The organism is Bacteroidia bacterium, assembly GCA_016218155.1.
GTDB lineage: Bacteria > Bacteroidota > Bacteroidia > Bacteroidales > GWA2-32-17 > GWA2-32-17.
The window spans coordinates 92,094-113,282 of the sequence record JACREQ010000032.1; the positions used below are offsets into that span (position 1 = coordinate 92,094).

Annotated in this window: 18 protein-coding genes; 12 read left to right on the forward strand and 6 right to left on the reverse strand. The window is 30.6% G+C overall.

Translation table 11 applies throughout. From position 1 onward, the window contains the following. The first annotated feature begins 40 nt into the window (after positions 1 to 40). Both HY951_05065 and HY951_05070 read left to right on the forward strand, forming a co-directional pair. The gene (locus HY951_05065) at positions 41 to 826 is read left to right on the forward strand and encodes a polysaccharide biosynthesis/export family protein (protein ID MBI5539407.1); all 786 of its coding nucleotides are present in this window, start codon (positions 41 to 43) and stop codon (positions 824 to 826) included. After that, the gene (locus HY951_05070; protein ID MBI5539408.1) at positions 826 to 3,297 is read left to right on the forward strand and encodes a polysaccharide biosynthesis tyrosine autokinase; all 2,472 of its coding nucleotides are present in this window, start codon (positions 826 to 828) and stop codon (positions 3,295 to 3,297) included. Before HY951_05065 ends, HY951_05070 begins: the two co-directional genes overlap by 1 nt. Positions 3,298 to 3,351: 54 nt before the next feature. Here the strand turns inward: HY951_05070 and HY951_05075 are convergent, their stop codons facing one another. From HY951_05075 to HY951_05095, 5 genes are all read right to left on the reverse strand, one after another. Continuing rightward, entirely contained in the window at positions 3,352 to 4,464 is a 1,113-nt protein-coding gene (locus HY951_05075; GenBank protein MBI5539409.1) for a DUF4476 domain-containing protein, read from the reverse strand. Between the two features lie 11 nt (positions 4,465 to 4,475). After that, on the reverse strand, positions 4,476 to 5,762 hold the full coding sequence (locus HY951_05080; protein MBI5539410.1) for a hypothetical protein: 1,287 nt from the start codon (positions 5,760 to 5,762) through the stop codon (positions 4,476 to 4,478). 19 nt (positions 5,763 to 5,781) lie between these two features. Then, a complete protein-coding gene (locus tag HY951_05085) occupies positions 5,782 to 6,852 on the reverse strand; it encodes a hypothetical protein (protein MBI5539411.1) in 1,071 nt (356 codons plus the stop codon). Positions 6,853 to 6,955: 103 nt separating this feature from the next. Beyond that, complete coding sequence (murQ, locus tag HY951_05090; protein ID MBI5539412.1) at positions 6,956 to 7,756, reverse strand: N-acetylmuramic acid 6-phosphate etherase; 801 nt, start codon at positions 7,754 to 7,756, stop codon at positions 6,956 to 6,958. 230 nt (positions 7,757 to 7,986) lie between these two features. Next, positions 7,987 to 8,397 carry a DUF4625 domain-containing protein gene (locus HY951_05095; protein MBI5539413.1) on the reverse strand — a complete coding sequence of 137 codons (411 nt, stop codon included), beginning with the start codon at positions 8,395 to 8,397 and terminating at the stop codon, positions 7,987 to 7,989. 128 nt (positions 8,398 to 8,525) lie between these two features. Between HY951_05095 and HY951_05100 the strand changes: the two genes are divergently transcribed. The 6 genes from HY951_05100 to HY951_05125 all read left to right on the forward strand — a co-directional run bounded on the left by HY951_05100 (position 8,526) and on the right by HY951_05125 (position 16,889). Further along, positions 8,526 to 10,175, forward strand: coding sequence for an alkaline phosphatase family protein (locus HY951_05100; GenBank protein ID MBI5539414.1), 1,650 nt, complete (start codon positions 8,526 to 8,528; stop codon positions 10,173 to 10,175). A gap of 5 nt (positions 10,176 to 10,180) precedes the next feature. Next, complete coding sequence (locus HY951_05105; protein MBI5539415.1) at positions 10,181 to 11,734, forward strand: S8 family serine peptidase; 1,554 nt, start codon at positions 10,181 to 10,183, stop codon at positions 11,732 to 11,734. A 12-nt stretch (positions 11,735 to 11,746) separates the two neighbouring features. After that, positions 11,747 to 12,460, forward strand: a complete 714-nt coding sequence (locus HY951_05110) for a hypothetical protein (GenBank protein MBI5539416.1) — start codon at positions 11,747 to 11,749, stop codon at positions 12,458 to 12,460. Positions 12,461 to 12,947: 487 nt separating this feature from the next. After that, positions 12,948 to 13,493, forward strand: coding sequence for a helix-turn-helix transcriptional regulator (locus HY951_05115; GenBank protein MBI5539417.1), 546 nt, complete (start codon positions 12,948 to 12,950; stop codon positions 13,491 to 13,493). A 28-nt stretch (positions 13,494 to 13,521) separates the two neighbouring features. Continuing rightward, on the forward strand, positions 13,522 to 16,458 hold the full coding sequence (locus HY951_05120; protein ID MBI5539418.1) for a PAS domain S-box protein: 2,937 nt from the start codon (positions 13,522 to 13,524) through the stop codon (positions 16,456 to 16,458). Beyond that, the gene (locus HY951_05125) at positions 16,455 to 16,889 is read left to right on the forward strand and encodes a response regulator (GenBank protein ID MBI5539419.1); all 435 of its coding nucleotides are present in this window, start codon (positions 16,455 to 16,457) and stop codon (positions 16,887 to 16,889) included. The genes HY951_05120 and HY951_05125 overlap by 4 nt, the downstream gene beginning before the upstream one ends. 173 nt (positions 16,890 to 17,062) lie before the next feature. On the opposite strand, the gene HY951_05130 is transcribed toward HY951_05125, so the two are convergent. Next, on the reverse strand, positions 17,063 to 18,385 hold the full coding sequence (locus HY951_05130; protein ID MBI5539420.1) for an ATP-dependent 6-phosphofructokinase: 1,323 nt from the start codon (positions 18,383 to 18,385) through the stop codon (positions 17,063 to 17,065). Between the two features lie 160 nt (positions 18,386 to 18,545). On the opposite strand from HY951_05130, the gene HY951_05135 reads away from it, so the two are divergent. The 4 genes from HY951_05135 to HY951_05150 all read left to right on the forward strand — a co-directional run bounded on the left by HY951_05135 (position 18,546) and on the right by HY951_05150 (position 21,100). Then, complete coding sequence (locus HY951_05135) at positions 18,546 to 18,749, forward strand: hypothetical protein (GenBank protein ID MBI5539421.1); 204 nt, start codon at positions 18,546 to 18,548, stop codon at positions 18,747 to 18,749. Positions 18,750 to 18,972: 223 nt separating this feature from the next. Further along, entirely contained in the window at positions 18,973 to 19,188 is a 216-nt protein-coding gene (locus tag HY951_05140) for a hypothetical protein (protein MBI5539422.1), read from the forward strand. Between the two features lie 87 nt (positions 19,189 to 19,275). Next, positions 19,276 to 19,806, forward strand: a complete 531-nt coding sequence (locus tag HY951_05145) for a hypothetical protein (GenBank protein MBI5539423.1) — start codon at positions 19,276 to 19,278, stop codon at positions 19,804 to 19,806. A 31-nt stretch (positions 19,807 to 19,837) separates the two neighbouring features. Next, on the forward strand, positions 19,838 to 21,100 hold the full coding sequence (locus tag HY951_05150; GenBank protein MBI5539424.1) for a divalent metal cation transporter: 1,263 nt from the start codon (positions 19,838 to 19,840) through the stop codon (positions 21,098 to 21,100). Positions 21,101 to 21,189: the final 89 nt, after the last annotated feature.

Here is a 21,189-nt window from a genome sequence, read left to right on the forward strand (position 1 = left end):
TGTAAGAAATTTATTAACTTCGCGCTTTATTTACAATAACATGAAAGTATTTAATCGAAGATTTCTTGTTTTAATTTTATTGTTTTCCATAATTGGATTGTCTTGTACACGCCAAAAGAAGATGCTTTATTTACAGGGAGCTGGAACATCAGACAGTACATCAAAATTTACAAATCAGATGTCGCAGTATAAAATCCATGCTGGGGATGTATTAAATATTAAAATTATAAGTTTGAATAAAGAAATTACAGCTTTGTTCAATATTGATAATGAAACTTCTTCAAGTTATGCATATAACAATGAGGCATCACTTTATTATAGAGGATATACAGTAAGTGAAAAAGGAGTAGTAGTTATTCCTATTCTTGGTGAAATAAGTGCAGTAGGTTTAACATTGGAAGAAATGCAGATAACTGTTCAGAAAAAGGTAGATGAGATGCTTAAAGATGCACAAGTTATTGTTAAGTTTGGTGGTTTTAAATTTACTGTTCTTGGAGAAGTAAGACGTCCCGGGATGTTTTACATTTATAATAACCGATTAACACTTTTGGAAGCTCTGGGTGAAGCAGGAGATTTATCTGATTATGGAAATCGTGAAAATATTTTAGTAGTTAGACCAACCGAAACAGGGACTACTACATTTAGAGTAAATTTATTGGATAAGAATCTTTTACAAGACCCACACTTCTATTTAACTCCAAATGATGTTGTTTATGTAGAGCCAATTAAAACTAAAAATTGGAAATTAAATGCTTCAAATGTTTCAATTATTCTTTCTTCAATAACTACAGCAATTCTTGTTATTAATTTCATTTTTAAATTTTAATGGAATCAAATATTAATAAGGGTAATAACCAAAGCCAACAAAATGAATCTATAGATATAAAGAAATTTATATTTAAAATAATTGCAAATTGGTATTGGTTTACATTTTCCGTTTTTGTAACAATAAGCATTGCTTATTTTATAAATAGATATACTGATCCAATATTTAGACAATCAGCATTAGTAATGGTTCAGGATAAGGATAATACTTTATCTGGTGGAGTTGAAGGTATTTTAGAAGAACAAGGTATATTAAGAAGGACAAGAAAAAAGGTTGTAGAAAATGAAATAGCAATTCTTAATTCATACACAATGACTCATAAAACAATAAGTCAGTTGCCAGATTTTGCTATATCATATTTTTCAATGGGGAGAATTAGAACTGTTGAACGTTATAAGTCGAGTCCGTTTGTTGCTATAATTGATACTAATAGAACAAATAATTTTAACCATCCGATAAATATAAAATTTATTTCAGAAAGCGAATATCTTCTTGAAGTTGATGAAAATCTTGGAATAAAGAAGAAAATGAAATTTGGGGAATGGTTCTCAAATGATGATTTTACTTTCTGTATTAACTTAAATAAACCTTTTAATAAAAGTGACCCTGATTTTAGCTACCAGTATTTTTTCATTATTAATGATATTAACCTTTTAACAAATCAGTATAGAGGAAAAATAAGTTTAATAACAACAGATAAAAAATCTACAATTATTGAAGTTTCTACTCAGGGATTAGTTCCACAAAAGGAAGCTGATTTTATAAATAAACTTTTAGAAGTATATATTAATTCTGGACTTGAAGAGAAAAACAGAATTGCTTTAAATACTATAAAGTTCATCGACGAACAGCTAAATGACATTACAGATTCATTAGAAAATAATGAAAACAAATTGCAAGATTTCAGACAAAATAATAAGCTAATTGATATTAGTAAAGAAGGTAGTGTTTTATATGATAAAATTGAAAGAGTTCAGTCAGAAAAGGCAGTACTAACAATTAAATCAAAGTACTTTGAGTATCTTAGAAAGTATATCGACGAGAAAAAGGATTTTACAGATGTTATGGCTCCCTCTATAGTTGGAATAGATGACCCAATGCTAATAAAATTAATAACTGATTTGTCTGAATTGAGTAAGCAGAAAAATAACTATGCCTATGCTTCAAACTTGAAAAATCCGGCAATTGAAATGGTAAATAACCAAATTGAAAGCAATAGAAAAGCATTAGCAGAGAATATCAGAAATCTAATCCAGTCAAATGTAATATCAATGAATGAAGTTGATAAACGGATGGCGTTAGTTGAAACAGAAATTGCCAAACTACCAAGTACAGAAAAACAATTAATTAACATCGAAAGAAAATACAAGCTAAACGATCAGATATATACTTATTTATTGACAAAAAGAGCAGAATCTGGAATTGCAAAAGCGTCTAATGTTCCTGATAATAAAATAATTGATAACTGTTTGGTTCAGAATGCTACTCAGGTAAGTCCCAAAAAAACATTAAACTATACAATTGCCATTTTAATAGGAATTTTAATACCACTGATTATAATAATAATTGTAGATTTCTTTAATGATAAAATTCTTGACCGCCATGATGTGGAAGCTAATACTAATATTCCAATTATAGCTGCAATTGGACACAATAGTAAAGCTATTGATTTTGTTGTATATCAAAAACCAAAATCATCAATTGCCGAGTCTTTCAGAACTTTAAGAACAAATTTGCAATACCTGCATATTGACAAGAATCTTAAAACACATACTATTGCTATTACATCAACTGTTAGTGGAGAAGGGAAGTCATTTTGTGCATTGAATCTGGCTTCAATTTTTGCATTAGCAGGTAAGAAAACAATAATTATGGGTTTGGATTTAAGAAAGCCAAAACTACATAAAGATTTTGGAATTGATAATTCAATAGGAATAAGTACTTATCTTATTGGCAATAATACTCTCGATGAAGTAATAATTCCAACGCTTCAGGAAAACCTTAGTATTGTTACTTCAGGACCGGTTCCTCCAAACCCTGCAGAATTACTAGAGAGTGATAGAATGCGTCAGTTAATTGATGAATTAAAGTCACGTTACGAAATTATTATTATTGATACTCCTCCTGTTGCTTTAGTAACAGATTCGTTATTGATTTCAAAATATACCGATACAAATATTTTTGTTGTTAGGCAAAATTATAGTAGCAGAACGGTATTAAAATTTGTAAATAACCTGTATAGCGATAATAATTATAGGTCTTTAGGTATTCTGATTAATGATGTGAAGATTCCAAATTATTATGGTAACCGGTATGGTTATGGTTATAGATATGGATCATATGGATATGGTTATGGCTATGGTTACGGTTATTATGATGACGATGAAGAACACGAAACAAAGAGTGCTGTAAGAAAAACAATGTCTTCAATACCTTTTCCAAGTTTTTTTAAAAGCAAAAAGAGAAAATAACAAAATAAAAAAAAACCGCTATTAGCGGTTTTTTTTTATTTTGTTAAGAATAGTCTAATTTCCTCCGTTAGTAACAAACTGATTTAATTCATCTATTGATGATTCGAATGTAAATGCGTCATTAAGCTGATAATAATTTCCGATATCGAAAGTGTATTTATAAGCAAACTTAGCAAATTCTAATCTTGTATCATCAAAACTAAAAAGTTTCATTATTTCTTTAACCTGTGAACAAACAAGGCAATTGTTTCCAACCACTTGTTTGGCAATTGTAAGTTTTGAATCTTCAAAAGATTTAGAAGAGATAGAATTTTTTGCAGTATTAAAACTTTCGTTAGTCATTGGCCATGAACATCCGGTAGGTCCTGAATAGCCAGGCATTACATATGTTTTTACAGGTTCCTTTACTATTGTGTTATTTTGCGAATTGTTAATTGGCTTTTGGTTTGAAACAACATTACCGGAAGTAGAAGTGGTAGTTGTAGTAGTTGTTGTAGTTGATGAGGTTGTAATTGTGTGATTTGATGTGTTAACTCCATTTGCATTCATATTTGTTGAAGTATTCATTCCATTTGAAGTAGCACTTGCATTTGTATTTACATTAACTCCACCCATATTTACATTCATATTAACACCATCTTGTGTTTCGGTAACATTCACTCCAAATCCAATATTAATATTGTCAGGATTGCTGGTAGTTGTATTTGTGGTGGTTTGATTATAAGTTTGAGTAGTTTGGTTTGGTTGGTTTGAAGTTGTTGTGGTTGTTGTTACATTTGAATTTGCAGGTGCTGTTGTTGTGGTAGTTGTTGTAGTTGTTAGCTCTTCGCCTGATAATAATCTGATTACATATTTGTCACCTTTGTCATTTTTTCTGATGGTATAAGTTGCATCAGAATACGCATTTGTTTCAACATTTTTTGTGTAAATTACTTTATCCAATGAAGGCAATGATTGATCCTGAAAAACTACTTTAAACTTATAGTTTTGTGCAGTTAAATTATCTACAGTTACTTTTGTTAATGGTTCTTTATTTTTTTTCTCGCCATTAACTACAATCCAGAATTTCTCGCCATTTTGTGTGAACATTGTTACCTTTGAGCCTTGTGAATATACATAGATTACACTAAGACACATTATTGCTAAAATTGATAATACTTTTTTCATATTACAGTATTTTATTTAATATTTGATTTTACTTGTTCAAGTTCAGGAACTTTTACCTTTTGTGGTGCATAATTAATTTGTCTTCCGTAAATTAATTTAACATCCAGAATTTTTGATTTAAACTCAGGTATCTGATCTGCATAATCCAGTATTTTATATGCCAAATCATCAGGTCTGTCTTTAAACGTTAAATTTAATTTTGTAAAATTTTCAAGGCTTACAATTTCTAATTGACCACCAAATTTAGAATCTGCAAGCATTTTATTTCTTAGTTCGCGAAAATCTCTGAAAGTTCCGATAGAATAAAAACGGATTTCATATGGAGTACCATTATTTACCCAGTTTCCAATATATTGATTAAATAAATAAAGCAGTTTTATAAATCCGTTATTAACAGCATCTTTTACTCCAAGCATTTTAGTTGATTTAGGATCTTCTCCATATTTAGCATCTGCTTCAAGTACAATAGTGCCTAATCCTTCTGCAGTACAGTTATCATAAGCCTTTGCTTCAATCATGACCTTTGTTACAGAGCGATAATTTTCTTCTGTCGAACTTAATGAAATATTGCTTATTAAAATAATAAACTGTGCATCTGCTTTCATTCCTAAGCGCTGAACATATGTCTCAGAATTAGTTTCATCCTGATACAATCCTATTGCCTCTTTCTGTAAAGTTTCAAATCTACCTTTATCAATATACCTGTATTTTCTTTCAGCAAGAAATTCATTTACTCTTTCGCATGCAAAATCATAAAATGGTTTTTCTTCTGCCGAAACTTTTCGAGTGTCGTACATAACTAAAAATCTTACACCACCGATGGATTTAGAGAGAGTCTGAATGTCGGCCTTTAATGGAGATAAACTTACTTTAGCTTTAATTGTAACTTCATATCTGTCAGGGAATGGTATTTCTTTTAACACTACATAGCTTGCTATATAGCCTTCAGTTTTTGAAGATATTGCATCGCGAACTACCATAAAATTTTCAACATTTGTTTCTGAAACAATTGCTACACCAGCACCCTGACCAACAGCATTTCTTAAGGCATCCTGTAAAGCATCGTCACGTTTAATTCCAACTCCTTTAACTTCAACTTCGGTTATATTGTTATCCGTTTTCAGAGTTTCGTTTACAATTACGGGATTGTTTTGTTGAATAGTATTTGCAGGAGTATTTGTGCTATTTGTTGTGGTTGTTGATTTTGTTTTGTCTTTTTTACCTTTTTTTTGTGAAAAGGCTACGTTAACACTGAATATTAATCCAATATAAAGACATAATAAAATTATTTTCTTCATAACAATCTACTTTTAATAATTAAATAAGCATTAATAGAAACTTCCCGATTTTAGCAACAGTTTGACCAATTTTTCCCCAGTTTACTTTTTTTACGCTTTCATTATCAATTACAATTCTTCCTGATTCTGCTTTAATAACATTAAGCATTTGAAGTCCTTTGTCAAACCCAACTTCTTTAAAAATCTCTTCAGTTGAAGATAAAAGCTGAGGAAACTTACCGCTTTTTGGATCATATATCTTTGAAAGGTCGAGCACTAAATTATTGTTCTCGTCAACAATAACAGGAAACATTGAAGGATCTATTTTCTTTCCATTAAAATTAAATGCAAGACCTTCAAGAACCTGATCTTTTAGTTCAGGTGGAACCTGATTTATTACGTCATTTAATGTGTTGGCATTTACACTTTTTAATGCAGGTACTTTGTCATAAATTGCTGATGCAATACCATTTGTTTCATAAAGCGGAACTCTCATTCTTACTTCAATTCCACCATCTTTTTCAATTGGTTCACCAATCACCTGAGCTCCTTTTATTATTCCATCAACTTTTGTATAAATAAAATCGCTTGATGCAATCATGTCGTTAACTGTAGTTTCACCTGTAACCTGAACACCTTTTACAATTTCTAAAAGATTTCTCTGAGCATCAACAACAGCACCTCTGCGAGCCATTGCTTTTGCCTGTGCTGGATTTGTGAATTTTACATTATCCATTACCGAAAAACCTTTTGCTTCAACATATTGTTGTGTCCAGTTTATTGAGCCGTTTGGTTTATCTGTAACAACAGGTTTAGATTGTTGAATTATTTGTTCAAAATTTATTGGTTTTGCTTCGGTAATTGTATTTGCAACCGGTTTTTGATCTTTAATAGGTGTTATTTGTTTACCGTCATTATTCTGATTTGTAGAATTTGTATTTGAATTATCAATAGTAGGTGTTACAGTTTTTGAATTCTCGGGTAGTACTACAGGTTGTTCAATTACTGCTTTAGATTTTTTTTCTTTTTTCTTCTTTTTTGACTGGGAGTAAGATGATAATGTAGATACCAGTAGTAAGCCCATAAGAAGTACAACAATCTTAATTTTCATAAGTTAAAGGTTTTGATTTTATATTGCTAAATTAAAAATATTTCTCATTTAAATAAACAGACCAAAGTTATATGTGATTATTATTGAAAAAGTCATAATATAATTATGAATATTTTTCAATTACTTTTCTAACGCTCTTATTTTCCATTAGTAAAGCTTTTGCCTGCTCTTCAGGAATATTTAAAAAAGTAGAAATCATTCTGGTTCCACGTTCAATTAATTTATTATTTGACAGCTGCATATCTACCATTTTATTTCCAACCACTCTGCCTAATTTTATCATTACAGATGTTGATATCATATTTAAAATCAACTTTTGTGCTGTTCCACTTTTCATTCTTGTACTTCCGGTAATAAATTCAGAGCCTGTGTTAACTTCAACCGGAAAAATTGCTTCAAGTGCAATTGGTGAGCCTGGATTTGAAGTTATTGCACCGGTAATAATACCACTGTGAGCACAATGTTGAAGTGTTCCTATTACGTAAGGGGTTGTTCCTGAAGCAGAAATCCCAATTACGAAATCTTTATCTGTAACATTATACTTCAATAATTCATTCCATCCTGAATCATAATCATCTTCTGCATGTTCAACTGCCTGACGAATGGCTTGATCTCCACCTGCAATTATTCCGATTACCAATCCTTTATCAACACCGAAAGTTGGTGGGCATTCTGATGCATCAACAATTCCTAATCTTCCGCTGGTTCCTGATCCTAAATAAAAAAGCCTGCCACCGTTTTGAAGTTTCTGAAATACAGCTTCGGATAGTTTTTCTATTTGAGGAATTACTTTCTCAATTTCTGTCGGAACTTTATGATCTTCGTGATTAATGTTATGTAAAATTTCACGAATTGACATTTTTTCTAGATTATTATATGTTGAATCGGATTCAGTATTTTTCATATTTGTATTTAAAGTTCAAACCTACGGCAATTTTAAAAACTTTGCAACCAAAATTATTTTCAATACAAAAATATGATATCTGTGTATAATGACATGTATTTATTACCTATATTTTATCTATACAATTAAAAAATATTTTGAATAATAATAAAATAGCATTTTTGTATATGGCAGTAAACGTGATGATTATTTAATGAGTTTTTAGAGTGTCAGAATTAATAGTCTAAAAACTATTTTGCAGTAATTACATTAAAATCCCGAGCTGTAAATTCTTCGTTTCCGGCTTTATCTTTACAATAAATCAAAAAAAGATATCTTCCCGAATCAATATTTAGTGGCACTTGTAACTGATCTTTAATTAAAGATTCAATTCCGGATATTGATTTAACAATAGTAGTGTCCCATAAATAACTTTCTGTATTTTTTAAAATAGGTATGGTCGATGATTGAATTTTAATTTTGTATTCTTTTAACTCAAAGTCATCTTTAAATTCTATTTCATAAAATAAGTTATTTCCTAATGCTACATTAGCATGATTTGCAGGTTTTGAAATTGTAATAAAAGGTTTCTGTATATCAGTTTCTGTTTTCTTACAGCCTGATAATAAAAGCACTACTGATATAATTAATATTAGTCTCATTATTTTTTTTATAAAAATAATAAAAATTGCAATTCGGTGTTTAAAACTGCTGGATAATATGCCATAATTAATTCTAAAATGTAAACTAAAATCACAATTTTTGTATTTGAATTAATCAAAATAAAATTATGCGATTTACAGCAATTCTTTTTATAAGTATTTTACTTTCATCAGGTATTTGCAATGCTCAAAAAACAAAAGCTATTCCACCCGAAAAGCCAAAACTTGTTATAGGAATAGTTGTTGATCAGATGCGTTACGATTATATTTCGAGATACTGGGATAAATTGGAGAAGAATGGTTTTAAAAGATTTGTAAATGAAGGTGCATTTTGTAAAAATGCACGTCAGAATTATATATTTACTCAAACTGGTTCAGGTCATGCAACAATTTTTACAGGTGCAACTCCTTCTGTAAATGGAATAGTTTCAAATGAATGGTATATAAGATTAAAAAAGCAAAAAGTTTATTGTGTTGAAGATTCTAAAGTAAAGGCTGTAGGCAGTAATTCCGATAAAGGAAAAATGTCGCCGGTTAATCTTTTAACTACAACTATTGGCGATGAATTAAGGTTATCTAATCAGAATAAATCAAAAGTAATTGCAATTTCATTAAAAGACAGGGCATCAATTTTACCGGGTGGCCATAATCCTAATGCAGCATATTGGTATGATGATAATTCAGGTAATTTTATTACAAGTACATATTATTTAGATACACTTCCAAAGTGGGTTACAGAGTTTAATAACAAAAAACTTTCTGATTTTTATCTTGACAGATTATGGACTCCTTTGTTGACAATGCCTGAATATAAAGAAAGCCTTCCGGATACAAATAAATACGAAAAAGGGTTTGGCAATAAACAAAGTTGTTTTCCTTATGACCTTGCATTTTTAAGTAAGCCACCAAAAAAAGAAAGAGATTATTCTTTACTTAAGGTATGCCCATTTGGAAATACTTATACTCACGATTTTGCAATTGCTGCGGTTGTGGGGGAGAATCTTGGAAAAGGCAGCAGCACAGATTTTCTTTCAATAAGTTTTTCGCCTACAGATTATATTGGTCACCGGTTTGGACCATTATCGGTAGAGATAGAAGACACATATTTGAGATTAGACAAAGAAATTGCGCATTTTATTGATTTTATAGAGACTGAGATAGGAAAAGAAAATGTTTTAATTTTTTTGACAGCTGATCATGGTTCATCTCAGAATCCTCAGTATTTGATTGATAACAAATTGCCTGGAGGAGTCTTTAAACAGTATTATGCATTGTCATTATTGAAGAGCTATTTGAATGCTGTTTATGGAGAAGGTGAGTGGGTTCTAACTTATCTTGATCAACAGATATTTTTAAATCATACTTTGATAGAAGATTCTAAAATTTCATTGACAGATATACAAAATAAAGTAGCTTCTTTTATGTTACAGTTTAATGGAGTTGAGAATGCCGTAACTGCATCAACTCTTGAAACAAATAATTTTACTAAGGGAATATTTATGTATATGCAAAATAGTTTTAATCAGAAACGATCAGGCGATATATTAATTAATCTTGAGCCAGGCTGGATTCAGGATTCTGATTATGATGTTGATCATAATACTGCTTATTCGTATGATACACATGTTCCACTTTTATGGTACGGATGGAAAATTACACGACAAACTATTTTACGTGAAGTGCATTTAGTTGATATTGCACCAACAATTTCAACTATGTTGAATATTGAGTACCCTAGCGGATGCACAGGAGAACCAATAAATGAACTTTTTAATTAAATGTTATGAAGTATTTATTTTTCATTTTGTTTTTAGGTGTGGTATTAAACTCATTTTCTCAGAATCAATATGCAGTTTTTTTTAAAAATAAAAATGGAGTAACTTTTAATCCTTTTACTTATTTTGATGCAAAGGCAATTGAGAGAAGAATGCAGTTAGGAATATCTCTTTATGATTCTACTGATTTTCCTGTTTCTGAAGAATACTCAAAAATAATTTCTCAAAAAGTTGAAAAAATAACAGGCTGCACAAGATGGTTTAATGCTGTTTTTGTGGAGGCTAATTCAAGCCAGATTTCAGAAGTAAAAACTCTGCCATTTGTGCAAGGTGTTGAGGAATTAACTTCCAGATTGGTATTGTGCTCAGATGGCGATGAAATTAAAATTGATTCTACTCAAAAAGAATTTCTGAAAAATCAGACTGGACATTTACAAGGTGATTTGTTCCGTAATGTAGGTTTTACCGGTAATGGAATTCGTATTGCGATTTTTGATGGTGGGTTTCCGAATGTTGATAAACATCCCGCATTTGAGCATATCAGAAAAGCAAATAAAATTATTAAAACTTGGGATTTTACTTCTGATAAGGAAAATGTATATTTGGCAAATAGTCACGGTACAAATGTTTTATCATGTATAGCAGGGCTAATTGATGGTATTCCTGTCGGATTAGCTACAGATGCTGAGTTTCTTTTAGCTCGCACAGAAGTTGGCTCTGAACCTTTCAGTGAAGAAAAAAACTGGCTGCAAGCTGTTGAGTGGGCTGATAAAAACGGAGCAAAGATTATTAACAGTTCCCTTGGTTATACCGATAGTCGCTATTTCCCATGGGAAATGAATGGTAAGCGCAGCTTGGTATCGCGTGCAGCAAATATTGCTGCTTCTAAAGGAATTCTTGTTGTAAATGCAGCTGGTAACGAGGGCACCAACAAATGGAAAAAGATTATTACACCTGCCGATGCAGATAGCGTTTTAACAATTGGCGGAATTAATCCCAATACTTATTATCACATGAACTACAGTTCATACGGACCATCTGCAGATTGGCGTTTAAAACCTAATGTTTCTGCATTTTCGCATGTAATTGCAGCCAGTCCAAACAATATTCACGAAACTGATGGAACTTCTTTTTCTAGTCCTTTGGTAGCTGGTTTTGCGGCATGTGCATGGCAGTCTAATTTAGGTTTAACTAATATGCAGTTGTTTTTAGAAATAGAAAAATCTGCAACACTTTACCCATACTTTGATTATGCTCATGGTTATGGAATTCCTCAGGCATCTTATTTCTTAAATAGCATGGTTTCTGTAGCAAAGCAGCCTACAGTTGAAATTATTGTAAATGAAAATGCTATATCTGTTAAAACATTATTATTACCGTCAAATAAAACTAATAATAAATATTTGTATTATCATATTGCAAATTCTAAGGCAATACTTAAGAAATATGCAGTTGTTGAGGTTCTCCAAAATAATGTACTAACATTAGACCCATCTGATTTTGAAAAAGGCGATGTTCTTAGAATTTATTATTTAGGTTATATGCTAGAAAAACAATTTTAAATTTTTGTAAAAATGAAATACATTGCATTTATTTGTATATTGTTTGTATCATACAGCTCATATGCTCAGAACGTGCTTTTAGAAGAAGAGCCAACAAATGACACAATAATTCCTAAAACTGGTCCGAATTTAAAAAAGTTTAATCTTTTTTATGTCGGATATGAATTTGTCGCTGATGACTTTTCGGAAAATACTGCAAAGGTTAGAAATGGAGCTTCTAACGTTGTTTTTTTTGGATTCAGACACAAAATGAAAATTAGTAATTTTTGGTCAGTGGGCTATGATATAAGTATGATGTCTTCAACTTATAGCATTAAACAAAATTCGAAAAAAACTTTTCCTTCTGTTGGTATTCATAAAAAAGAAAGAATAGCTGTTGGTGGATTGGGATTACAATTGTTTACACGTTTTAATTTTGACAGGAGAGGAAATAAATTAGGAAAATACCTTGACATTGGAGGTTATGCAAACTGGGATTTTTCAAATAATCATTTTACTAAAGATAAAACTGTTGCTGCAGATAGTAGTAATGCTTCTGTAATCAATGTTACGGAACAAAATTTAAAATATTTTGAAAACTATGAGTATGGCGTAAAAGCTCGTTTAGGTTCAAATCATATTGCAATTTGTGCAACTTATCGTATTTCTGATTTAATAAAACCCAGTTTTAGTTATTATCCCGAATTACCTAAGTTAAGTGTAGGACTAGAAATAGGATTTTATTAGTATTCCAAGTTATCCATTGTGGTTACCAAAGTGTAGGAGGACTAAAAACGTTTTTTTTACGATTAAAATCTATTGAATGGATAATGAACTAAATCCTTCATTTCGTAACACTCCATTATAGATGATAAAAGAGACTGTTGTCCATAGCGTTGTCCTACAATCATCCTTAGCTACCTAACCTGAGTCTGGCGAAGTGGAGTCGATAATGTATAATTCATATAATCAGATATATATTGCGATAATAATTTATTAGTTGAAACATAGTTAAAACAATATTGAAAAATATTATTGTATTATTATTCAATAATATTACTTAATTATTCACATATAATACTAAGCATTTCATATTCTCTTTTTACAACACATTTCTTAAATGTGTGAATTATGTAACTTAATTTAAAAGTTTTATAACACTTTCTGTCTAAAAGTTGTTCACCTTTGTTTAAATCTTTAAAAAAGAGGTTATTTGAAATTGTATATCAAATATATGGTGAGTAGTCGTTGTAAAATGGCAGTTAAAGAGGAGTTGAAAAAACTTGGACTTCATTTTATTGTTGTTGAATTAGGTGAAGTTGAAATAATGGAAACACTTACTGTAGAGCAACGTGATCAAGTTAAAATTGCACTTCTTAACTCCGGGCTTGAATTAATGGATGACAAAAGAGCCATGTTGATTGAAAAAATAAAAAATGCAATTATTCAAATGGTTCATCATACCGATGAATTAATTAAAGTAAACTTTTCTGACTATTTAAGTGAAAAATTAAATCACGACTATACATATCTGGCAAATTTATTTTCAGAAGTACAAGGAACCACAATAGAGCAGTTTATCATTTCACATAAAATTGAAAGAATAAAAGAACTTATAATTTATGGTGAGTTAAACATTACCGAAATTGCCTGGAAGATGAATTATAGTAGCGTCGCACATTTATCTAATCAATTTAAAAAAGTTACCGGATTATCACCTTCTCATTTTAAACAATTGAAAGATAAAAGGAGAAGCCCAATTGAAGAAATTGGAAATTAAATTTTAAAAGGCGGAATACAAATATAAAATGGAACGAACAAAAACACACGAATCTCTTTACGCCAGCAGTTTAATTGAAGCTAGTCTGGATCCTTTAATAACAATAAGTATTGAAGGAAAGATTACTGATATGAATCAGGCAAAAGTAAATATCACAGGCATTGAACGTGAAACACTTTTAGGTGCAAATTTTATAGATTATTTTACCGATCCTGATAAAGCACGCGAAGTTTATAAAGCAGTTTTTAAAAAAGGATCAATATCTGATTTCCCATTAACCTTTAAGCATAAAAATGGAAAATTAACAGACGTATTATTTAACGGATCTGTGTACAGAGATACTAATGGAAAAGTAATTGGTGCTGTTGTAGTAGCAAGAGATATTGCAGAACAAAAATGGGCAATAGAACTAGGCAATGCTAACAAAGAACTCGCATTTCAAAACGATGAAAAAGAGAAACGTGCAGCAGAATTAATCATTGCAAATAAAGAACTTGCTTTTCAAAATACCGAAAAAGAAAATCGTGCATCTGAATTAATCTTGGCAAATAAGGAACTTCTATTTCAGAACAACGAGAAAGAAAAACGTGCTGCAGAATTAATTCTAGCAAATAAAGAACTTTTGTTTCAGTTTGAGGAAAAAGAAAAACGCGCCGCAGAACTTATAATTGCAAACAAAGAACTTGCCTTTCAAAATGCCGAGAAAGAAAAACGTGCAGCAGAGCTAATACTTGCTAACAATGAACTTGTATTTCAAAATGATGAAAAAGAAAAACGTGCAGCAGAGCTTGTAATTGCTGACAAAGAATTAGTTTTTCAAACAGGCGAAAAAGAAAAACGTGCTGCAGAGCTCGTAATTGCAGATAAAGAACTTGTGTTTCAAACAAGTGAAAAAGAAAAACGTGCTGCGGAATTAGTTATTGCAGATAAGGAACTTGTATTTCAAAATGACGAGAAAGAAAAACGTGCTGCGGAATTAATAATTGCAAATTATGCACGTAGTTTAATTGAAGCTAGTCGCGATCCATTATTTACAATAAGTCCGGAAGGTAAAATTACCGATATGAATAATGCTTCAATAAGCATAACAGGAATTTCTCGCGAAAGATTAATCGGAACAGATTTCTTTAATTATTTTACCGAACCTCAAAAAGCACGTAAAGTTTATCAGGAAGTGTTTGATAAAGGATTTGTTACTGACTACCCTTTGGTAATAAAGGATCATAAATTAACTAATGTTTTATTTAATGGCTCTGTATATAAAAACGATCAAGGGCAAGTAATTGGTGCGGTAGTAGTAGCAAGAAATGTTACAGAACAAAAAAGAATTGAAAGAGAATTAACCGAAGCAATTGTTTTTGCTGAATTAGCTACCGGAATTGCCGAAGAAGCAAAATCAAAGGCTGAAAGTGCAACAATGATAGCAGAGGAAGCTGTAAAAGCAAAACAACAGTTTTTGTCGAATATGAGTCACGAGATTCGTACTCCTATGAATGCCATTATTGGTTTTACAAAAGTTGTGTTAAAAACAGATTTGTCTGCAAAACAAAGAGAATATTTAACCGCCATAAAAATGAGTGGCGATGCGTTAATTGTATTAATTAATGATATACTTGATTTAGCAAAAGTTGATGCCGGTAAAATGACATTTGAGCAAACACCTTTTAAAATGTCATTATCCATTTCGGCAATGCTTCATTTATTTGAAACAAAAATTCAGGAAAAGAATCTGCAACTTGTTAAAATATATGATAACAAAATACCAGAAGTCTTAATTGGTGATCCCGTTCGTTTACATCAGATTATTTTAAACCTTGTTAGCAATGCAGTTAAATTTACTACAGAAGGAAAAATTATAGTAAATGTGAAATTACTTTGCGAAGATGTTGAAAAAGTAGATATTGAATTTTCTGTTACTGATACAGGAATTGGAATTGCTGAAAGTAAAATAAGCAAAATTTTTGAAAATTTTCAGCAGGCTTCAAGCGGTACATCAAGATTATACGGGGGAACCGGTTTAGGTCTAGCAATTGTGAAACAATTAGTAGAACCTCAGGGCGGAAGTATTAGCGTTAAAAGTGTTGTTGGCGAAGGATCAACTTTTAGTTTTATTTTAAGTTTTCAAAAAACAACAGAAGAAGCAAACTTAGAATTAGATTTAGTTGAATTAGATCCAGATATTAAAAATATAAAAGTTTTAGTTGTTGAAGATATTGCACTTAATCAATTATTAATGAAAACATTATTAGATGATTATGGTTTTGATCGTGATATCGCTGGTAATGGCAAAATTGCTATTGAAAAATTACAAGCTAAGTCTTATGATGTAATTTTAATGGACCTGCAAATGCCTGAAATGAATGGCTTTGAAGCTACTGATTATATTCGTAACAAAATGAATTCTAAAATCCCTATAATTGCATTAACTGCAGATGTTACAACAGTTGATTTAGCAAAATGCAAAGCAGTTGGAATGAATGATTATATAGCTAAGCCTGTTGACGAAAGGTTATTGTATAGTAAAATTGTTGGTTTAGTAAAAAAACCATCACTTCAGCATGTAAATAAAATAATTGAAGTTGAAATTGACAATAATAAAAAGTTAAAGTGTATTGACTTGGCATATTTAATTCATCGTACTAAATCAGATCCGCAATTAATGATGGAAATGATATCTCTTTATTTAGAACAAACTCCACCGTTAATATCTGCTATGAGACAAAGCATGGAAAATAAAGACTGGAGTTCTTTATATTCTGCAGTCCATAAAATAATACCTTCTTTTTCAATTATGGGAATTAGTGCCGATTTTGAAATAATGGCAAAGAAGGTTCAGGAATATGCAAGCACACAAAAACAGACTGATGGGATACCAGATTTAGTTCTTCAACTTGGTAATATTTGCGAACAGGCATGTGTAGAATTACTAGAAGAATTTAATGCGATTAAAAACACAAACAAATGAACAATAATGAGAAAATAAAACTGTTCCTTGTAGATGATGATGCAGTATTTTTAAAGTTGTTAGAAATTGAATTTCTGCAGCATGCTGATTTTACTATTGAAACTTTTGCTACTGGTGAACTATGTATGCAAAATTTATCACATCATCCTGATGTAATAATTTTAGATTATCATCTTAACGGAATAGTTAAGGATGCTATGAATGGAATTGAAACATTAGACAAAATTAAAGCATATAACCCTGATATTCCTGTTGTAATGTTATCATCGCAGGATAAAATAGATGTAGCAATAAATTGTATGCATCACAGAGCATTTGACTACGTTGTTAAAAGCGAAACGGCTTTTATTCGCTTACAAAAAATTATTACTACCATTTTTAAATACAAAAAAATGGAAAAGGAATTAAACTGGTATATGGAGAGAATGTAATATAAAAACTACTTGCAAAGAAAATAAATTATAAAAAATAATAACTCCTTACTTCTCGATACGCTTCGCTACTCGAAGAATCAATGATGATGATTGTGCAGCTCTCACTAATGCTAGTTCGAGTTTATCGAGAACTGCTGAATCCGTGTTCCTTGAGTCACTGAACACAATTATTAATTCTTCATACTATTCGGTTGCCCTGTTGCTTCCAAAACATTAAACCATAATTCACTGTCTGGGTCAATTTTCTTTCTTTGATTAATTGCAATTGAAATTGGTATTAAAATAAAATGACCATTCAAATTCCCGATAACAAAATCTGTTTTACCTGCCATTGCAGCATGTACAGCATTGCATGCTAAATTCGAACAAAATATACTATCACTGGCTATTGCCGGAGCGCTTCTAATAATATAACTTGGATCAATATACTTTATTGAAACAGGAATATTTATTGATTGGAAATATTCTTTTATCTCATCTTTTAGAAAAATTCCAATATCGTTGAGCTTAATGTTACCAGATTTGTCTTTTTCTACCGGGTTATCAGTAAATAAATCTTGACCTGCTCCTTCTGCAACAACTATAAGCGCATGGTGACGTTGCTCAATTCTTTTTCTAAGTGCAGATAATAACCCATTTTCTCCTTTCAGGTCAAATGGGATTTCAGGAACTAACACAAAATTTGCTTCCTGCATAGAAAGTGCCGCGTATGCAGAAATAAATCCGGAATCACGTCCCATTAGTTTTATAACAACAATCCCATTGTATGCGCCTGTGGCTTCATTATGTGCATCTTTAATAATTGGGCTTGCCATAGTGTATGCAGTTTCAAAGCCAAAAGTTTTATCCATAAAACAAATATCATTATCAATTGTTTTAGGAATACCAGCAACTGCAATTTTTAACCGGCGTTTTTCAATTTCCTTATAAATTTCATGTGCTCCATGTAATGTGCCATCTCCTCCAATACAAAATAAAATATTTATATTATTTGTTACTAATGTGTCAACCATAATTTCAATAGGTTGATTACCTCGTGAGCTGGCAAGAATTGAACCTCCTTTTTGATGAATGTCTTGTACTAGTTCAGTTGTAAGCTTAATCCATTTATGGTTAAATTTTGGATTTAAACCTTCGTAACCATAAAGAATGCCAAAAATATCAATAACACCATACCTGTGAAATAATTCATAAACCAAGGAACGAATTACATTATTAAGCCCTGGCGCAAGTCCACCGCATGTAACAATTGCTACTTTTGTTTTAGAAGGTTCAAAAAATATGTTTTCGTGTGGACCAGCTTTTTCAAGAGATAATAACGAAATATTCTTACTCGTACTATCTTCTATTGATTCAAGATGAACATCTGCAAGAATTCTTTCTGATGAATTTACGTAATTGTATATTCCGTCATTATTTACTTTAGAAAGTTTTAATGGTGATAAGAATTTATTTTCACCTAAATCTTTTATTAAATATTCTTGGTTGGACATATTTTGTTTGATTGTTGTTTTTACATTTTGTAAATTTAATCAAATTCCTTAATATGTGAATAATGTAACTTATTCTCAAAATAATGTAATTATTAATTTTATAAGGATAGCGATCTTTATTCTGTTGTGAAAATTCATTCACAATTAAAAACAAATAGTAATGAAAACAGTAATTGAGAAACACAAAAAAGCAGCATCACATTTAGAAGAAGCAGCAAAATTTCATCATGAAGCAGCAAAACATCACGAAGCTGGAAGTCATGAAAAAGCTCATCATAGCTCAGTAAAAGCTAATGGTCATGCAACTCATGCTTCAGAACTTGAGAAAGAAATTCAAAAACATCATATTATTGAAAGTAAATAATATGTAAAGAATTTATTCTTTAATTTAAAAGTGCTTTTTGTATTTCAGAAAGCACTTTTTTATTTTCATTTTCTCATTTCTATTTACTGTGACACACAGACCAAACTATTGTGTATATTAAAACATGTTAATTATATAATTTTTATTAATAATTATGTAAACCTTAATTAACGAATATATCGACCTTTATCTTATTGTTAATAATTAAAGATACAAGTATAAAATGAAATCAATAATTGAAAAACACAAAAAAGCAGCAATAGAATCAGAGGAAGCTGCAAAGTTCCATCATGAAGCAGCAAAGCAATACGAAACTGGGGATAATGAAACTGCAGATTTGAACTCAAAAGAAGCTAATAACCACTCAACAAATACTGCAGAATTAGAAAAAGAAATTTTAAAACAACATATTAAAGCCCTTTTTAAGTTTAAAAAATAATATGTGAATTATATAAATCAAATAACAAATTATGTAATGCTTTCATGAATTAATAGAATCATCTTTGATTTGTTAAAACAAATTAAAATGAAAGCTATAAAATTAGTTCTATTAGGAACAGTATTGTTTTTAGTAAGTACTGTGCAAGCACAGGTTTCGGTAAATGTAAATATTGGTTCACTTCCACCGTGGGGTCCTGTGGGATACCCTGAAGTTCGTTATTATTATTTGCCCGATGTTGAGGCATATTATGATGTTCAATCATCAATATTTATTTATTACAGTCAGGGAGTTTGGATTCGTAGAACTTATCTTCCTGCCAGATATAGAGGTTACGATTTATATGGAGGATATAAAGTTGTAATGCCTAATTATCATGGAAATTCACCATATGTTCATTTTAATGATCATAGAATTAAATATGCTAAAGGTTATCATGGTAAAGCACAAAAAACGAATAGTTTTAAACCAGAAAGTCGAAATAGTAATTCGAACAAAGTTCAAAATGGCAATTCAAATAATCAGAATTATAAAAACGATAACAAATCTCAGGGTCATAGAAGTAGTCCTGAAAAAAATAGTAATGGAAATAGTGGAGGAAAAGGTAAAAAGAGATAATTGTTTTTAATATTATTGCTGCAATCAAAAAATGAACAATAAAAAAAATAAAGCAAATAGCCTTTCTCGCTTTTGGAAAATACTTGGCCCGGGACTAATAACCGGTGCAAGTGATGACGATCCATCTGGTATTGCAACATACTCGCAAGCCGGAGCAGCTTATGGTCTTTCAACATTATGGACAGCATTAATAACATTTCCTCTAATGGCATCTATTCAGGAAATGTGTGCTCGAATAGGTTTAGTTACTTCACTTGGTATAACAGGTACTATTAAAAATAATTATTCAAAGCCTATTCTATATTTATTGTTATTGTTTAGTTTTCCTGCAATTATATTGAACATTGGTGCTGATATTGCTGGAATGGGTGCAGTTGGAAATCTTTTATTCCCAGCAGTTCACGCTTCAATTTTTAGTGTATTTTTTACCATACTACTTTTAGTTTTAATAATCTACTTGCCATATCAAAAAATATTTTCAATTCTAAAATATCTTTGCATAGTTCTTTTAGTTTATTTAATAGTTCCATTTTTATATAAACAAGATTGGTTAGCAGTTATAAAAGCTACTTTTATTCCAACTATAAAGTTCGATAAAAATTTTATTACCATTCTTGTTGCAATATTAGGAACAACAATTTCTCCATATCTTTTCTTTTGGCAGGCAACAATGGAGGTTGAACAACAGAATAAAAAACATTTAATTGTTAACAAAAAAATAATGCGCGAAATGAAGCAGGATGTTGATTTTGGTATGTTATTTTCAAATGTCGTAATGTTTTTTATAATTCTAACAACAGGTACTGTGTTATTTAATGGAGGCATATATCAGATAGATACAGTTGAACAGGCTGCTCAGGCTTTGAAACCATTAGCCGGAGAATTTGCTTATATACTTTTTGCCATTGGTGTTATAGGTACTGGACTTTTAGCAATTCCTGTTTTAAGCGGATCTCTTTCTTATATTGTTACAGAAACTTTTGGTTGGAATCAAGGTTTGGATAAAAAATTTAATGAAGCTAAAGGTTTTTATATTATTATTGCCATTTCTCTGGCATTAGGATTATTGTTAAATTATATAGGTATATCACCAATTAAAGCACTTATATATTCCGCAATACTTTATGGTTTAACTGCTCCAATATTAATTGCAATTATTCTACATATATCGAATAACAAAAAAGTAATGGGGAAATTTACTAATGGTAAAAAATCAAACATTCTTGGTTTTGCCACTTTAATCTTAATGACTACGGCTGCAGTTATTCTCGTATACATGCAGTTTACTGAATAAAATATCGAGATTATTCAAACGTAATGTGTGAATGTTATAACTATTTTCAAAAGTTATATAACATATGTCGAAATAAAAATGTTGAATTT

Coding starts and splice junctions, on each gene's coding strand:
- HY951_05070 (MBI5539408.1), top strand. CDS start 826: ATGGAATCAAATATTAATAAGGGTAATAACCAAAGCCAACAAAATGAA.
- HY951_05120 (MBI5539418.1), top strand. CDS start 13,522: ATGGAACGAACAAAAACACACGAATCTCTTTACGCCAGCAGTTTAATT.
- HY951_05075 (MBI5539409.1), bottom strand. CDS start 4,464: ATGAAAAAAGTATTATCAATTTTAGCAATAATGTGTCTTAGTGTAATC.
- HY951_05125 (MBI5539419.1), top strand. CDS start 16,455: ATGAACAATAATGAGAAAATAAAACTGTTCCTTGTAGATGATGATGCA.
- murQ (MBI5539412.1), bottom strand. CDS start 7,756: ATGAAAAATACTGAATCCGATTCAACATATAATAATCTAGAAAAAATG.
- HY951_05100 (MBI5539414.1), top strand. CDS start 8,526: ATGCGATTTACAGCAATTCTTTTTATAAGTATTTTACTTTCATCAGGT.
- HY951_05145 (MBI5539423.1), top strand. CDS start 19,276: ATGAAAGCTATAAAATTAGTTCTATTAGGAACAGTATTGTTTTTAGTA.
- HY951_05135 (MBI5539421.1), top strand. CDS start 18,546: ATGAAAACAGTAATTGAGAAACACAAAAAAGCAGCATCACATTTAGAA.
- HY951_05140 (MBI5539422.1), top strand. CDS start 18,973: ATGAAATCAATAATTGAAAAACACAAAAAAGCAGCAATAGAATCAGAG.
- HY951_05105 (MBI5539415.1), top strand. CDS start 10,181: ATGAAGTATTTATTTTTCATTTTGTTTTTAGGTGTGGTATTAAACTCA.
- HY951_05110 (MBI5539416.1), top strand. CDS start 11,747: ATGAAATACATTGCATTTATTTGTATATTGTTTGTATCATACAGCTCA.
- HY951_05130 (MBI5539420.1), bottom strand. CDS start 18,385: ATGTCCAACCAAGAATATTTAATAAAAGATTTAGGTGAAAATAAATTC.
- HY951_05115 (MBI5539417.1), top strand. CDS start 12,948: ATGGTGAGTAGTCGTTGTAAAATGGCAGTTAAAGAGGAGTTGAAAAAA.
- HY951_05065 (MBI5539407.1), top strand. CDS start 41: ATGAAAGTATTTAATCGAAGATTTCTTGTTTTAATTTTATTGTTTTCC.
- HY951_05095 (MBI5539413.1), bottom strand. CDS start 8,397: ATGAGACTAATATTAATTATATCAGTAGTGCTTTTATTATCAGGCTGT.
- HY951_05080 (MBI5539410.1), bottom strand. CDS start 5,762: ATGAAGAAAATAATTTTATTATGTCTTTATATTGGATTAATATTCAGT.
- HY951_05085 (MBI5539411.1), bottom strand. CDS start 6,852: ATGAAAATTAAGATTGTTGTACTTCTTATGGGCTTACTACTGGTATCT.
- HY951_05150 (MBI5539424.1), top strand. CDS start 19,838: ATGAACAATAAAAAAAATAAAGCAAATAGCCTTTCTCGCTTTTGGAAA.